Raw genomic sequence first — 17,134 nt, forward strand, 5'->3', positions numbered from 1 at the left:
ATACCTAATACAGCCATACCTAATGCAGGGGGGCTCGTGGCCGCTCAGTACATCATCGAAGCCGAACCCGCAGCCGCCGCCGGGGCCGTCGGCGCCGCGCGGCTCGCGGCCGAGGACGTCACGGTCGGATACGGCGGCCGGACCGTCATCGACGGCCTCGACGTGACGATCCCGCCCGGCGTGATCACCACGATCATCGGCCCCAACGGCTGCGGCAAGTCCACCCTGTTGCGCACGCTGACGAGGCTGCTCAAGCCGACCGCAGGCACGGTCGTCCTGGACGGCGAGGACATCGGCAGGCTCAAGACCCGCACCGTCGCGAAGAAGCTCGGGCTGCTGCCGCAGGCCCCGGTGGCGCCGGACGGGCTCACGGTGGCCGACCTGGTCGCCAGGGGTCGCCACCCGCACCAGAGCTGGCTGCGCCAGTGGTCGTCGGACGACGCGGACGTGGTGCAGAAGGCCCTGGCCATGACCGGGGTCGCCGATCTCGCGGACCGCCCCGTCGACTCGCTCTCCGGCGGCCAGCGCCAGCGCGTCTGGATCTCGATGACCCTGGCCCAGGGCACCGACCTGCTGCTCCTCGACGAGCCGACGACCTATCTGGACCTGGCGCACGCCATCGACGTGCTCGACCTGGTCGACGACCTGCACGAGTCGGGCCGCACGGTCGTCATGGTGCTGCACGACCTCAACCTGGCCACCCGCTACAGCGACAACCTCGTCGTGATGCGCGACGGATCGATCCTGGCGCAGGGGCACCCGCGTGACGTCATCACCGCGGAGCTGCTCGAAGAGGCGTTCGGCCTGCGCGCCAGGGTGGTCGACGACCCGGTGGGCGACCGGCCGCTCATCGTGCCGATCGGCCGTACGCACGTACGGCTCGACTGATCCGCGACGCCGGCCGCGACGGCCCCGAGGCTCGGCACGGGGCGGTTCGCGGAGTCGCACGGCGTACAACTCGACTGGCCCGCCCATGAGGTGAGAGGGTAAGGCTAGGCTAACCTCATCAGGACGGGTTAAGGTTGGCTGCCCTTATGACAGGGGCGCAGCGGCCAGCGTGAAAGCAAGGGATTCCGGATGCTCCTCGATCGAACGACGCTCACGAAGCCGTGGCGGCGACTGGCGGCGACCGTGACCGCCACCGCCCTCGGCGTCGGACTCCTCGCCGGGTGCGGCTCCGGCTCCGGGGACAAGGAGAGCGACGACGCGCCGGCCGCCGCCGCGGGCGGCTCGTTCCCCGTCAGCGTGGAGCACGCGTTCGGGACCACGAAGGTCACCGAGGCGCCCAAGCGGGTCGTCACCGTCGGCTACACGGACGACCAGGCCGTCCTCGCGCTCGGCACCAAGCCGGTCGGCATGACCGACCAGTACCCGAACCCCGCGGGCAAGTCCCCCGACATCAACACCCAGTGGCCCTGGGTGAAGGACAAGTGGGGCGACACCAAGCCCGAGGTCGTCATGGCGAACGGCGACTCGGGGCCCAACTACGAGAAGATCGCCGCCCTGCGGCCCGATCTGATCGTCGCGGTCTACTCCGAGATCGACAAGGCCGCCTACGACAAGCTCTCCAAGATCGCTCCGACGGTCGGCCGCACCAAGGGCGAGAAGGAGCTGTTCAGCGCCCCCTGGCAGGACAACACCGTCCACATCGCCAAGGCGCTCGGCAAGGAGGACGAGGGCAAGGAACTCGTCAAGGGCATCGAGGACAAGCTCGCCGCGGCCAAGAAGTCGCACCCGAAGTTCGCGGGCCAGACCGCCGTGGCGCTGTCCTGGTACAAGGACTCCGTGAACCCGTTCACCTCCACCGACGTGCGCGGACGGCTCCTGACGGGCATGGGCTTCACGTACCAGACGAAGATCGACAAGGTCGCCGGCGGCAAGTTCTCCACCGAACTCTCGCCCGAGCGCATGGACCTGATCGACGTCGACCGCGTCATCGTCATCAACGACGCCGCCGACACGAAGGCCATCAAGAAGGACAAGCTCTTCGCCAACCTCGACGCGGTGAAGAAGGACAAGGTCTCCTACCTGCTCGACAGTGAGGGCCCGGCCGTCGGCGCCGCGATGTCCCAGGGCACCGCGCTCTCCCTGCCGTACGCCATCGACGAGCTCGTGAAGTCGGTCGACTGAGTGTGAGCGGCACGGACACACGCCCCGCCCCGGCGACCCTGCGCACGGCGGGCGGGGGCGAGGCGGCCCGCTGGGTCGGCGCGCACTGCCGCCGGATGCCGTGGCTGACGTCGGCCACCGTGCTCACCACGGTGGCCGGGGCGGCGCTCCAAGTGCTCCCCGTGCTGCTGCTCGGCCGGGTGGTCGACGCGGTGGTCGAGGGCGAGTCACGCTCGGTCCTGGTCACGATCGCCGTCCTGCTCGGCTCCGCCGCGCTGCTCGGCGCGGCGGCCACCGCCATGTCGACGTATCTGATCGGACGCCTCGGCGCGGACCTGCTCGCGCGGCTGCGCGAAGGCGCGGTCCGCGCGGTGCTCGGAATGCCGAGCGAGCGGATCGAGCAGGTCGGCCGGGGGGACGTGCTCTCCCGGGTCGGCGACGACGTGGCCGTCCTGTCCAAGGGCATCCGTACGGCCATCCCCACGGTGTTCTCCGCCGGGGTGCTCGTCGCCATCGCCACCGTCGGCATGTTCGGCCTCGACTGGCGGCTCGGCCTCGCGGGCGCCGCCGCGCTGCCCGCGTACGGCCTCGCCCTGCGCTGGTACCTGCCGCGCTCCGCCCCGCTCTACCGCAAGCAGCGGGTGGCCCAGGCCGACCGGGCGCAGGCGCTGATCAGCGGCTTGGACGGCATCGACACCGTACGGGCCTACCGCCTTGAGGGCGCCTTCCGCGAGAAGGTCACCCAGGAGTCGTGGTGGGTGCGGGACCTCGGCGTCGAGGTGTTCCGGTTCTTCGGGCGGTTCGTCGGCCGCGAGAACCGCGCCGAGTTCATCGGCCTCGTCCTCATCCTCGTGGCGGGATACGCCCTGCTGGAGGCGGACGCGGCCACGCTGGGCGAGGTGTCGGCGGCGCCGCTGATGTTCCACCGGCTCTTCACGCCGCTGGGCGCCATCATGTTCACCTTCGACGAGGCGCAGAAGTCGGGCGCCAGCCTGACCCGGCTCGTCGGCGTGCTCGGGGAGTCCGCCGACGGCCGCCTCGTGGGCGACGCGTCCGTGGAGCCCGCGAAGGCCCTGGCGTACCCGGTGACGGTTGAGGGGCTGACGTTCAGTTACCCCGACACCGACGAGCCGGTGCTCAAGGACGTCGACCTGACGATCCCCGCGGGCGGTTCGCTCGCCCTGGTGGGCGCGACGGGCGCCGGGAAGTCGACCCTCGCCGCGCTGATCGCGGGCATCGGCACCCCGCGGTCCGGTTCCGTGCGCATCGGGTCGCAGGACCTGGCGGAGCTGGACGAGGCCGGGGCGCGGAGCCTGGTGAGCATCCTCACCCAGGAGACGCATGTGTTCTCGGGGCCGCTCGCGGACGACCTGCGCCTCGCCGCGCCGGACGCGACCGACGTCGAACTGATGGACGCCCTGCGCACGGTCGGCGCCGCGGACTGGGTGGAGGCGCTGCCCGAGGGCCTGCACACCATGGTCGGCGAGGGCGGCGAACGCCTGGACGTCACCAAGGTCGCCCAGATCGCCCTGGCTAGGCTGGTGCTCGGCCGGGCGCCGGTGGTGGTGCTCGACGAGTCGACCGCCGAGGCGGGCAGCGAGGGCGCCGCCGAGCTCGAACGGGCGGTGCTCGCCGCGTGCGTGGGGCGGACCACGCTGTTCGTGGCCCACCGGCTGACGCAGGCGATGGCCGCGGACCGGATCGCCGTCCTCGACGCCGGCCGCGTGGTGGAGCAGGGCACGCACGACGATCTCGTGGCCCTGGGCGGCCGGTACGCCCGGCTGTGGCGGGCCTGGCGCGAGGGCAGCTAGGCCGCGGTGCGTCCGGTGGGGGCGTGCCTGCCCCGGGCCGGTACGTCCGGTGGGGGCGCGCCCGGCGCCTGGCCGGTGCGCCCGGTTGTGGCGTCCTGGTGAAGTGTGGTCGAACACGTCCTCACCAGGGGTGTTAGGTGATCCTAAGTTAGGCTAGCCTAACTTCTATGCTGTGGAAGGACGCTGAGTCTTCGATGACCGAACCGAGTGCTCGCCTCGTACTGCTGGCCCCCGAGCGTCTGGCGGCGGTGCGCCGGCGGACCGGTGACCACTCCGACCGGGCCGTCGCCGAGGCGTGCGCCATCGGTCTGTCGTACTGGGCGACGGGCCTGTCCCCCGAGGGCATCGACCTGGCCCCGAGCACGCTCTTCACCGACGTCCTCGCCTGGGCCTACAACGGCGGTGCAGCGAGCGCCGACTGGCCGGTCGGGCCGATCACGGCGGACGGGGCGGTCGCGGCGGACGGGGCGGACGGGGCGGTCACGGCGGCCGGTCTGGGCATCGGCGTCCCCGAAGGCGTCGACCTCGCCGACGCGCAACTCGCCCTCGACGACCTGACCGACTTCCCCGACAGGCCCCTCGGCACCATCGGCCCCTCCGGCCCCGCCGACCGGCTCGCGGCCCTCGCCGCGTGGAACGACACCGACGCCGAGCGGGCCCGCCCGACCATCGTGGAGATGTTCCGCGAGCAGGCGAGGACCAGGCCCGACGCCATCGCGATCGTCGACGAGCACCGGACCCTGACGTACCGCCAGGCCGCGGAGCACTCGGCCCAGCTCGCCCACCACCTCATCGCGCGCGGCCTCACCGCCGAACAGGTCGTCGGCATCTCCCTCGGCCGCTCGGCCGACATGGTGATCGGGCTCCTCGGCGTCCTCCAGGCAGGCTGCGCCTTCGTACCGCTCGACCCGCAGTGGCCCGCCGTCCGCCGCGCCGTCGTCATCGAGGACGCCCGCGTCGTCCTCCAGCTCAACGCCTCGGGCGAGCACGACGGCGACGAGCCGGAAGCCGTGGCCGTCGACCTCGGCGCCTGGCGCTTCGGCGACCGGCCCACCGAGGCGACCGGGATCACCACCCCCGGCGACTCCCTCGCCTACGTCATCTTCACCTCGGGCTCGACCGGACGCCCCAAGGGCGCCATGATCCGCCACAAGGCGATCAGCGAGCGCCTGCTCTGGCAGGTCGACGAGATCCTCGGCTTCGGCCCCGACGACGCCTCCCTGTTCAAGGCGCCCCTCTCCTTCGACATCTCCATCAACGAGATCTTCCTGCCCCTGGTCAGCGGCGGCAGACTCGTGGTCCTGCGGCCCGGTGGCGAGCGCGACCCGCACCACCTGCTGAGCGTCATCGCCGAGCGGCGCGTCACCTTCACCTACCTCGTGTCGTCGATGCTCGACGTACTCCTGGAGATGGCCGGCGAATCCGGGGCGCTCGACAGCCTGCGGCACGTGTGGTGCGGCGGCGAGGTGCTGACCTCGGAGCTGTACGACCGCTTCCGCTCCCGCCTCGACATACCGATGTACCACGGCTACGGCCCGGCCGAGACGACCATCGGCGTCTCCCACGTCATCTACCGGGGCGCCGCGGAACGCCTGTCGACCTCGATCGGCAGGGCCAACCCCAACACGCAGCTGTACGTGCTCGACGACGAGCTGCGCCCGGTCCCGGTCGGCGTCGGCGGCGAACTGTACGTGGGCGGCCTCCTCCTCGGCCGCGGATACGTCAACGCGCCCGGCCTGACCGCCTCCCGCTTCGTGGCCAACCCCTTCGCCGACGACGGCTCCCGGCTCTACCGCACCGGTGACCTCGCCCGGTTCGCCCCCGACGGCTCCCTGGACTTCCTCGGCAGGGCGGACAACCAGATCAAGATCCGCGGCATGCGCCTGGAGATCGAGGACGTCGAGGTCGGCCTCGCCGAACACCCCGAAGTGCGGCACACCTGCGTCGTCGCCAGGAAGAACACGGCCGGCGGCACCTACCTCGTCGGCTACGTGATCCCCGCCGCCGGCAGCGAGGACCTGCGGGCGGACGCGGTCAAGGCATGGGCCGCCGAGCACATGGTCGAGTACATGGTGCCCGCCCACGTCGTCGTGGTCCCGGAGTTCCCGCTCACCGCGAACGGCAAGGTCGACCGCCGCGCACTGCCCGAGCCGGTCGCCGGGACGGCCGCGCTCAAGCCCCCGGCCACCGACGACGAACGCGTGGTCTGCGCCGTGGTCGCGGACCTCCTTCAGCTCGACGAAGTCGGCGTCGACCAGGACTTCTTCGCCCTCGGCGGCGACAGCATCCTGGCGATCTCGCTGCTCAGCGCGTTGCGCGAGGCCGGGCTCCACGTCACCGCACGGCAGATCTTCACCCACGGCGTCATCGGCGCCCTCGCGGCGGTGGCGAGCCGCGAGGACGTCACCACCATCGACCACGGCGACGTCGCGACGGGTCCCGTCAGCGGATCGCCCATCGTGCAGTGGCTCGGCGAGACCACCGACGCGATCGACGGCTTCGTGCAGTCGGTGGTCCTGAACACCCCGGCGGACCTCACCGCGGACACCCTCGACGCCATCCTCGCCGCGGTGGTCCGCCGCCACGACATGCTCCGCGCCGAGCTGGTCCGCGGCGACCGCTGGAGCTTCGTCATCCCCTCCGCGGAACGGGCCACGGCGAGCTGGCTGGAGAGCGACCTGCCGCTGGACGAGTGCGTCGCACTCGCCACCGGGGGACTCGACCCGGAGGGTGGCGTGATGCTGCGCGCCGTCTGGCGCCCAGCGGCCCGCGAACTGGTCGTGGTCGTCCACCACGTGGTGATCGACGGTGTCTCCTGGCGGGTCCTGATGGACGACCTGGCCACGGCGTGGCGGCAGGTCACCGCGGGTGAACCGATCGAACTGCCGGCGGTGTCCACGTCGTTCAGGCGCTGGACGCAACTCCTGGAACGCGCCGCGTTCGACGCCGACCGCGACCACTGGCTGCGCCCCCTGCCGGGCACGGACGAGCCGCTGGGCAGGCGGCCGCTGACCGGGGCGGACACCGTGGCCGGGGAGCGGCTGCGTACCGTGTCCGTCGGCCCCGAGGTCACCGCGGCGCTCCTCGGCGAAGTGCCCGCGAAGTTCCACGCGGGCGTCAACGACGTCCTCCTGACGGCACTGGCCGTCACCCTCGCCCGGTGGCGCCGCGACCTCGGCCAGGACCAGACGTTCGCACACATCGAGCTGGAGGGACACGGCCGCGAAGGGCGGTTCGTGGCCGACGCGGCGGGCTTCGAACCGGAGCTCTCACGCACCGTGGGCTGGTTCACCACACTGTTCCCCGTGACCGTGGACCCGGGCGCGACGGACGACTTCCGCGCCCCCGGCTACCTGGCCGCCGCCCTCAAGGCGGTCAAGGAAGACCTCGCCCGCGTGCCCGCCAACGGCCTCTCCTACGGCGCCCTGCGCTACCTCCACGGCACCGGGACCGACACGCCCGCGCCCCAGGTGCTCTTCAACTACCTGGGCCGATTCGACGCCGGCGCCTCGGGGGAGTGGCAGCTCACGGGACCCACCGGCCAGCTGGGCGAGAAGCGCGACCCGCGGATGCGGCTGCCGCGCGCCCTGGAGTTCAACGCCATCGCCGAACCCGGCGCCGACGGCGGCGAGTACGAGCTGGTCACCACCGTCTCCTGGCCCGACGGCATGTTCACCGACGAGGACATCACGGTCCTCGGCGGCTACTTCCGCGAGACCCTCGCCGCCCTCGCCGCCCTCGACCAGGGCGGCCACACCCCGAGCGACTTCCCCCTCGTCCCCCTCACCCAGGCCGACGTCGACGCCCTCGACGGACCCGCCCTGCGGGACGTCCTGCCGCTGACCCCGCTCCAGGAAGGCCTGTACTTCCACTCCGTCTTCGACGACGAGTCGGCGGGCGCCTACGTCGAACAGCAGCTCCTCACGCTCGACGCGCCCGGCGGCGAGGTGGACGCCGGCCGGCTCGCCGCCGCGGCTACCCGGCTGCTCACGCTCTACCCCAACCTGGCCGCCCGCTTCGTGGCCCTGGCCGACGGCCGCGTCGTCTCCGTGCTCGACAGCGGCGTCCAGGCACCCTTCACCACGCTGGACCGCCCCGGCATCGCCGACGACGAGATACGCGCGTACGCCGAGAGGGACCGCCGCGCCGGGTTCGACCTGGCCACCGGGCCCCTGATGCGGTACACGCTGATCCGCGCGGGAGCCGGCAGGAACGTCCTGGTGCAGACCGTGCACCACATCATCGCCGACGGCTGGTCGGTGCCGCCGATGCTCCGCGCGCTCCTCGCCGAGTACCACGCGCCGGGCAGTGTGTACGCGCTCCGCGGCTTCCCCGACTACGTGACGTGGCTCGCCGGACGCGACGACGAGGAGAGCGACCGGGTCTGGGCCGAGGAACTGGCCGGGCTGCCGGGCCCGTCCCTGGTCGCCGAGGGCCACACGCCCTCCGACCGGTTCGCCGACACCGCCGTGGCGCCCGCCGACGACATCGACACGGCCGTACGCGCGGCCGGTGTGCCCCTCAGCGTCGCCGTGCACAGCGCCTGGGCGGTGACCCTCGGCGGCATCCTGCACGGCACGGACGTGGTCTTCGGCTCCACCGTGTCCGGCCGCGACGCGGACGTCCCCGGCATCGGGGACATGGTCGGCCTGTTCATCAACACCGTCCCCGTGCGCGCCCGCTGGAGCGCCGGCACCACCGCACGCGACCTGCTCGCCTCGGTGCGCGCGCACCAGAGCGCGGTCCTCCCGCACCAGCACGTCTCCCTCGCGCGCATCGGCAGGCAGGCCGGCGCGGGCAGCCTCTTCGACACCCTCGTCGTGTTCGACGTCGCCACCGACGTGGCCGACCTGCGCACCCCCGACGCCGAACTGGCCGTCACCGACATCGTCAACGAAGGCGCCCCGCACTACCCCCTGACCCTGGTCGTCGAGCGGACCGCCGAAGGCCGACCGCGCTTCAACCTCATCTACGACGGTGAACTGCTCGGGGAGGCGAGCGCCCAGGAGATCCTGCGGACGTTCGCCGCGACCCTCACCGGCCTGCTCACCCGGCAGGACGCCCTGGTCACCGAGGTGGTGCCCGAGAGCGCCCGGCGCCCCGAGCCCGTGACCCGCACGACCCTGGGCGCGCTGTTCGCCGCCGCCGCGCGCCGCGACCCGGCCGCCACGGCCGTCACGCAGTGCGCTCTCGACGGGACCACGCGGTCGTTGACGTACGGCGAACTGGCGGCCGAAGCCTCCGCCTCGGCGTCGGCGCTGCGTGCCGCCGGGGTGGGCCCCGGCAAGCGGGTCGCCGTCGCCGTGCCGCGCTCGCTCGAACAGGTCGTCGCCCTGGTCGCGATCGTCACGGCGGGCGGCGCGTACGTACCGCTGGACCTCGCCTACCCGGACGAGCGCCTGGAGTACATCCTCGCCGACGCCGCCCCCCAGGTCGTGCTCGTCGACCGGGAGCAGCGGGACCGCTTCACCGGGCTCCTGGCGAAGGCGGGCGTCGCAGCGCGCGTGCTCGTACAGGGCGAGGAACCGTCCGAGGCGGACGGCGAGGCGGCCGGACCCGACGCGGCCTGGCACGACCCCGCCTACGTGATCTACACCTCCGGGTCGACCGGGCGCCCCAAGGGCGTCGCCGTGCCGCACTCCAGCGTCGTCACCCTGCTCGCCAACACGCGGCCCGACATGGGCTTCGGGCCCTCCGACGTATGGGTGCAGTTCCACTCCTTCTCCTTCGACTTCGCGGTCTGGGAGCTGTGGGGCGCGCTGGTCCACGGCGGTGAACTGCTCGTGCCGGAGTACGGGCTGACCCGCTCGCCCGTGGACTTCCACCGCCTCGTCCGGGAGCGCGGGGTGACGGTGCTCAACCAGACCCCGTCGGCGTTCTACCGGTTCATCGAGGCCGACCGGCACGCGGGCGAGCCCGTCACCTCCCTGCGCCGCATCATCTTCGGCGGCGAGGCGCTCGACCTCGGGCGGCTGCGCGGCTGGGTCGAGCGGCACGGCACCGCGTCGCCCGAGCTGGTCAACATGTACGGCATCACCGAGACCACCGTCCACGTCACCCACCGGGTGCTCACGGACGACGACTTCGCGCACGGCGCCGACGTCAGCCCGATCGGCGGCCCGATCCCCGGCCTCACCACCTACCTGCTCGACGACCGGCTGCGCCCGGTGCCCCCGGGGCGGGTCGGCGCCATCTACGTCGCGGGCGACCAGGTGGCCCTCGGCTACCTGGGCAGGCCGGGCCTCACGGCGGGCCGGTTCGTGGCGGACCCCTTCACGGGTGACGGATCGCGGATGTACCACACGGGCGACCTGGCCCGCCGCACGCTCGACGGCGAGCTGGAGTTCGCGGGGCGCGCCGACGACCAGGTGCAGCTCAAGGGCTTCCGCATCGAACTCGGCGAGGTGGAGTCGGCGGTCAGGGAACTCGACGGCGTGGTCGACGTGGCCGTCACCGTGGCGGACAGCGGCGACCACCTGGTCGCCCATGTCGTGGGCCGGGCGCCCGGCGACCTCACCGCCGCGCTGGCCGCGAAGCTGCCGGCGCACATGGTGCCGGGCCGGGTCCTGCCCATCGACGCGCTGCCGTTGACGGTCAACGGCAAGTTGGACCGCAAGGCGCTGGCCGCGCGGGCGGCGGAGCACGACATTCCGCAAGGCGTTGCCTCGCCGGCCGGCGCTTCGGCCGCCGTCGGCGACTCGGCGCTCGCCGCGGGGGAGTCCGCGCTCGCGGCGCTCGTCGGCGTCTTCGCCGAGGCCCTGCCCGGCGCCCCGGTCGACGAGGACACCGACTTCTTCGCGGCAGGCGGCGACAGCATCGTCGCCATCACCGTGATCAACCGGGCCAGGGCCCTCGGCCTGCCGATCGCGCCACGGGACGTGTTCCTGTGCCGGACGCCGCGCGCCCTCGCCGAGCGGCTGGCGACGAGCGCGCCCGCGCCCGTGAGGCCCGTCGCCGCCCGCCACCGCGAGGACGGCCCCCTGACGCCCACGCCCATCATGCTGCGCCAGCGTGAACTCGGCGGCTCGCTCGACCGGTTCGCCCAGGCCAGGGCGGTGCGGGCCCCCGAAGGCGCCGGGTACGCCGACGCCGTGCGCGCCGCGAACGCCGTCGTGGCCGCCCACCCGGCGCTGCGGCTGCGGCTGCGCGTCGAGCACGGCGTGTGGTCCGCCCGTACGGAACCCGCCGGCGAGGTCACGGTCGTACGGGTGGCAGCCGCCGGAGGGACGACGGCCGCCGACGCCGACGTGGCGTCCGGGACCGTCGATGTGGCGCCTGTGACCGCTGATGTGACGGCCGTCGCGAACGAGGCGGCCGGGCGGCTCGACCCTGCGGCCGGGGACGTCGTCGCGTTCTCGTGGCTGGAGGAGAGCGGGACCCTGGTGGTCACCGCGCACCACCTCGCCGTCGACGCGGTCTCCTGGCTGATCCTGCTCGACGACCTCGCCACCGCCCTGCGCGGCGCCGACCTGGCACCGCCCACCACCTCGTACGCCGAATACGCCGAGGCACTGGCGGTGCGCTCCACACAGGTCACCGAGGGGCTCGGGGAGTGGATCAGCACGCTCGGGGCGCCCGCGCCGCTGCCCTCGCCGTCACCGGGGGCGCTGCGCGAGACCACGGCCGTCCTCCCGCCCGAGGCCAGCGACCGCGTGACGCGCACCGCGCCCGCCGCGCTCGGCGTCGAACTCACCGAACTGCTGTGCGGCGCCCTGCGGACCGCGCTGACCCGCGTCCAGGACACCCCGACCGATCTCGCGGTCGATCTGGAGCGGCACGGCCGCGTCCCCGCCCTCGACCACCACGACTACACCCGCACGGTCGGCTGGTTCACCGCCATCGCGCCCGTGCGGCTCACCCCGCACACCGACCCCGTCGCGGCGGCCCACGAGGTCGCCGAACGCCAGCCGGACGAGCGCGGCCACGTGACGTACGGCCAGCTCAGGTACCTCAACCCGCAGACGGCCCCCCTGCTCACCGCCCAGCCGCAGGTCCTGTTCAACTACCTCGGCCGCGGCGGCGAGTCCGACGCGCCCCGCATCACCGGCGGCGACCAGCACACCCCGTACGCCGTCGAGGTCAACGCCTGGACCGACGAGGCGACCGGCAGCCTGCACGCCGAGTTCACGCTCGCCGACGGCGTGCCCGACGAGATCGTCGACCACTGGCTGAGCGCGCTCGCGCACATCGCGGACGCCGCGGGAACGGCCGAGCGCACGGCACCGGTGACCCCGCTCCAGCGCGGCCTGTTCTTCCAGGCCCAGCTCGCGGGCACGGCCGGGCACTACGTCGCGCAGAGCTGGTTCACCTTCGACCGCCGCCTCGACACCGACGCGCTCGCCGCAGCGATGGCACACGTCATCGCCCGCCACCCCGTCGTGGGCGCGGGCTTCGCGACGGACGACAACGGCGACCCCGTACAGCTCCTCAAGGCCGGCCGGCGCGTCGACGTCCGTACGCTCACGCTGTCCACCGAGGCGGAGATCGACGCCCTGCGCGCCAGGGACCGCGACACGGGCTTCGACCCGGCCGAGCCGCCGCTGATCCGGCTGACCGTGGTGCGCCTGCCCGAAGGACGCGACGGCCTGCTCCTCAGCTACCACCTGCTGCTCTGGGACGGCTGGTCCCGCGAGATCGTGCTGCGGGACCTCTTCGACGCCTACGAGGCCGCCCTCGCGGGCGAACCGCTCGACGCCTCCCCGGCCACGCCCGGCTTCGAGGAGTACGCCCGCACGCTGGCGGCCAGGGACTCCGCCGCGTCGGAGCGCTTCTGGGCCGAGCACCTGGCGGGGCTCCCCGGCCCGACGCTGCTCGCCGGACCCGCGCCGGCCCTCTCTGACGAGCTGCCCGACGCGCTCGTCCACACGCTCTCCGCCGAGCAGTCGGACCTGCTGCGGGACGCGGCGAGGACACACGGCGTCACACTGAACTCCGTGCTGACCGGCGCCTTCGGGCTGCTGCTCGGCGCCCGCACCGGACGCGCTGACGCCGTGTTCGGCGTGACGGTCTCCGGCCGCGAGGGCGAGGGGCTCTCCGACGTCGTCGGCGTCCTCCTCAACACCGTGCCCCTGTGGACCCGGGCCAGGCCCGACGACACGGTCGGCGCGTATCTGTCGGCCGTGCAGAACGCCAGGGTCGAGGCGATGGAGCACGAGCACCTCGGCCTCGGTGAGATCCAGCGGGCCAGCGGACACGACACGCTCTTCGACAACCTGTTCGTCCTCCAGAACTTCCTGGACATGGACGCGTTCGCCGCGATGAACGCCCGGCACGGCATCACGTCCGTCAAGGCCGACGACTCCACGCACTACCCGTACACCTGGGTCGTCACCCCCGGCGAGCGGCTCACGGTCAAGCTGGAGCACCGCCACGGCGACACCGCGAGCGCCCGGCGGCTCCTCGACGACTACCTGCGCGTACTCGACGACCTCGCCTCGGCAACCGGCCCCGTCGGCGCGCTGCGGGGGCTCGCCCCCCGGCCGGAGCCCGGCGAGCGCACGGACGTCGGCACCGACACCGTGGTCGACCGGTTCGACCTGGCGGCGGACCGCGACCCCGGACGCACCGCGCTCGTCGCGCACGGCTCGACCATGACCTTCGCCGAGCTGCGGGACCGCAGCAGGGCGGTGGCGGGCGCCCTCGCCGGGCGCGGCATCGGTCCCGAGACGACCGTGGGCCTCGCGGTCCCGCGCTCGCTCGACTCGATCGTGGCGCTCTTCGCCGTGCTGCGGGTCGGCGCCGCGTACGTACCGCTGGAGCTCGACCACCCGGACGAGCGGATCGCGGCCATCGTCGCGGACGCCCGGCCGGAGGTGATCCTCACGGTGAGCGGGGTCGCGCCCCGGCTCGCGGGCAGGGCTTCCGGCACGTACGAACTGATCGAGCTGGACCGGCCGCTGCCTGACGCCGAGCCGTACGTGACGTTCTCGCCGGACGACCCCGACCGGCTGCGGCACCCCGCGTACACGATCTACACCTCGGGATCGACCGGGAAGCCCAAGGGCGTGGTGACCGAGTACGCGGGCCTCACGAACATGCTGGTCAACCACCAGCGGCGGATCTTCGAACCGGTCCTCGCCGAGCACCAGAACCGGGTCTTCCGGATCGCCCACACCGTGTCGTTCGCCTTCGACATGTCGTGGGAGGAGCTGCTCTGGCTCGCCGACGGCCACGAGGTGCACATCTGCGACGAGGAACTGCGCCGCGACGCACCCCGCCTGGTCGCGTACTGCCTCGAACACGGCATCGACGTCATTAACGTGACCCCGACCTACGCCCAGCAACTGGTCGCCGAGGGCCTGCTCGACAACCCCGCGCGGCGGCCCGCGCTCGTCCTGCTCGGCGGCGAGGCCGTCACCCCGACACTGTGGCGGCGCCTCGCCGAGACCGAGGGAACGGTCGGCTACAACCTCTACGGACCCACCGAGTACACCATCAACACCCTCGGCGTCGGCACCTTCGAGTGCCAGGACCCGGTGGTGGGCGTGGCCATCGACAACACCGACGCGTACGTGCTCGACCCCTGGCTGCGCCCCCTGCCGGACGGTGTGCCCGGTGAGCTGTACGTGGCGGGCATCGGCATCGCGCGCGGCTACCTCGGGCAGCCCGCCCAGACCGCGCACCGCTTCGTCGCCTGCCCGTTCGGCGCACCCGGCGAGCGCATGTACCGCACCGGCGACCTCGTGGTCCGGCGGCCCGACGGCAACCTGATGTACCTGGGCCGCACCGACCAGCAGGTCAAGATCCGGGGCCACCGGGTCGAACTGGGCGAGGTCGAGGCCGCGTTCGCGGCGCACCCGGCCGTACGGTTCGTCGCGGCCGTCGCGCAGCCCGATCCGCAGGTCGACGGCGCCCACCGGCTCGCCGCCTATCTCGTACTGTCGGGCGGCTCCGATGGCTCTGGCGGCTCTGGCGGTTCTGGCGGCTCTGGTGGCGCCGGTGGCTCCGACCTCGCGGCTGTCGCCGCCGAGGTGGGCGCGGGGCTCCCCGACTTCCTGCGCCCGACGCACTACGCCCAGGTCGACGGCATCCCGCTGACCGTGAACGGAAAGGCCGACACGAAGGCCCTGCCCGAGGCCAAGCCGCTCGGCGCACTGACCACGGCCGCCGAACGCGGCCCGGAGACCGAGACGGAAGAGCTGGTCTGCGAGTTCTTCGCCGAAGCCCTGGACCTGGACGACGACGAGGTCAGCGCGGTGAGCGACTTCGTGGCCCTCGGCGGCCACTCGATGCTCGCCGTTCGGCTGATCGGGTTGCTCCGACGCGAGTACGGTCCTGTGGTCACCATCCGAGACCTGTTCACCCTGCGAACCCCGGAAGCGATTGCCCGCCATCTCGATGACCACGCAGACACCCGTCACCCCGATGACGAAGACAACTGACACGCCGCGGCCCCGCGCCGGGTCCGGCATCCTGCGCACCGCCCTGCGCCGGAACCGTGCCGCCATGCTCTGGGGCACCGTCCTCATGGGCCTCTACCAGGCCGGCGAGACCGCCTTCCCGATCGCGCTCGGGATGATCGTCGAGCACACGATGCAGGGCGAGCGGAGCCTCGGCGCACTCGCCGTGTCGATCGGCGCGCTCGCCGTGATCATCACGACGGTCTCGCTGTCGTGGCGGTTCGGCATGCGCATCCTGCAGAAGGCCAACACGACCGAGGCGCACCGCTGGCGCGTACAGGTCGCGGCCTGCGGCCTCCAGCCGGTCGCCAGGGACGTCGACCTCAAGTCCGGCGAAATCCTCACCATCGCCACCGAGGACGCCGACCAGACCGCCGACATCATCGAAGTCGTGCCGCTGCTGGTCAGCTCGCTCGTCGCGGTGGTGGTCGCGGCGGTCGCGCTCGGCCTCGCCGACCTCAGGCTCGGCGCGCTGGTGATCGCGGGAACCGTCGCCATCCTGTCCATCCTCAGCGTCATGTCCCGGCGGATAGGCGCGAGCACGAAGGAGCAGCAGGCCCGCGTGGCGCGGGCCGGCGCCAAGGTCGCCGACCTCATCACCGGCCTGCGCCCGCTGCACGGCTTCGGCGGCAACCACGCGGCCTTCCGCTCGTATCGCGAGGTCAGCGCCGAGGCGAAGCACCAGTCGATCACCGTCGCCAAGGTCAACGGCGTCTACGCAGGCACCGCCCTCGCCCTCAACGCGGTGCTCGCCGCCGCGGTGACCCTGACGGCGGGCTGGCTCGCCTTCGAGGGCCGGATCACCATCGGCGAACTGGTCATGGCCGTGGGCCTCGCGCAGTTCATCATCGAGCCGCTCAAGATGTTCTCCGAGATGCCCAAGTACGTGATGATCGCGCGCGCCTCTGCCGAACGGATGGCACTGGTCCTCTCCGCGCCCCCGGTGGCGACACCGGGGGAGGAGCGCCCGGCCGCGGGCGGGGGCCTCGACGTCGACGGCGTCGGATACGGGACCCTGCGCAAGCTGCGGTTCAAGGTGGCAGCGGGCGAGTTCGTGGCCATCGCCGTCTACCAGCCGCGGGCGGCGGCCGACCTCGCATCGGTCCTCGCCCTGCGCGTACCACCGGAGTCGTACGAGGGCGTCGTACGGGTCAGCGGCCGGGAACTCACGGCCCTCTCGGTCGAGGCGGTCCGCGAACACCTGCTCGTGAACCCCTACGACGGAGAGATCTTCGCGGGCACGCTCCGCACGAACATCGACCCCTCCGGCACCAGCGGCATGGTCCCCGAGGCCGTCGAGGCGTCCATGCTGACCGACGTCGTCGCACTGCACCGCGAGGGCTTGGACCACGGTGTCCGCGACCGCGGCGCGAACCTCTCCGGCGGCCAGCGCCAACGGCTCTCCCTGGCCCGCGCCCTCGCCGCCGACACCGACATCCTCGTCCTGCACGACCCGACCACGGCCGTCGACGCCGTCACCGAGCAGCTCATCGCGCGCAACGTCGCGAAGCTGCGGAGGGGGCGCACGACCGTGGTGCTCACCAGCAGCCCCGCGCTGCTCGACGCCGCGGACCGGGTACTCGTCCTGGACGACGGCGTCATCACCGCAGAGGACACCCACCGCAACCTCCTCGCCTCGGACGAGGAGTACTGCGCGGCGGTGGCTCGCTGAAGGGGCTGGCGGCGGTGGCTCGCTGAGGGAGTTCGTTGAGAGGGCTCGCTGAGAGGGCTCGGCGGGGGCCTTGCTGAGGGCCCCGCCGGAGGCCCCCCGGCCGGTGGTCGCTGGGGAGGGGGCCACTGGAGAGGAGCCGCTTG

At 72.9% G+C, this 17,134-nt stretch carries 5 protein-coding genes; all 5 read left to right on the plus strand.

Annotated elements, in window-relative coordinates; all coding sequences use genetic code 11:
• The first annotated feature begins 51 nt into the window (after window positions 1–51).
• On the plus strand, window positions 52–888 hold the full coding sequence (locus tag AB0I16_RS02135) for an ABC transporter ATP-binding protein (RefSeq protein ID WP_363247560.1): 837 nt from the start codon (window positions 52–54) through the stop codon (window positions 886–888).
• 189 nt (window positions 889–1,077) lie between these two features.
• Window positions 1,078–2,130, plus strand: a complete 1,053-nt coding sequence (locus AB0I16_RS02140; RefSeq protein WP_363247374.1) for an iron-siderophore ABC transporter substrate-binding protein — start codon at window positions 1,078–1,080, stop codon at window positions 2,128–2,130.
• A 2-nt stretch (window positions 2,131–2,132) separates the two neighbouring features.
• Window positions 2,133–3,920: an ABC transporter ATP-binding protein gene (locus tag AB0I16_RS02145; RefSeq protein ID WP_363247375.1), complete on the plus strand. Its 1,788-nt coding sequence runs from the start codon at window positions 2,133–2,135 to the stop codon at window positions 3,918–3,920.
• A gap of 194 nt (window positions 3,921–4,114) precedes the next feature.
• Window positions 4,115–15,301: an amino acid adenylation domain-containing protein gene (locus tag AB0I16_RS02150; RefSeq protein ID WP_363247376.1), complete on the plus strand. Its 11,187-nt coding sequence runs from the start codon at window positions 4,115–4,117 to the stop codon at window positions 15,299–15,301.
• Window positions 15,285–16,991: an ABC transporter ATP-binding protein gene (locus AB0I16_RS02155; protein ID WP_363247377.1), complete on the plus strand. Its 1,707-nt coding sequence runs from the start codon at window positions 15,285–15,287 to the stop codon at window positions 16,989–16,991. Before AB0I16_RS02150 ends, AB0I16_RS02155 begins: the two co-directional genes overlap by 17 nt.
• Window positions 16,992–17,134 lie beyond the last annotated feature (143 nt).

The organism is Streptomyces sp. NPDC050703, from assembly GCF_040654435.1.
In the GTDB taxonomy this organism is placed as follows: Bacteria; Actinomycetota; Actinomycetes; order Streptomycetales; family Streptomycetaceae; genus Streptomyces.

Coding starts and splice junctions, on each gene's coding strand:
- AB0I16_RS02140 (WP_363247374.1), top strand. CDS start 1,078: ATGCTCCTCGATCGAACGACGCTCACGAAGCCGTGGCGGCGACTGGCG.
- AB0I16_RS02150 (WP_363247376.1), top strand. CDS start 4,115: ATGACCGAACCGAGTGCTCGCCTCGTACTGCTGGCCCCCGAGCGTCTG.
- AB0I16_RS02155 (WP_363247377.1), top strand. CDS start 15,285: ATGACGAAGACAACTGACACGCCGCGGCCCCGCGCCGGGTCCGGCATC.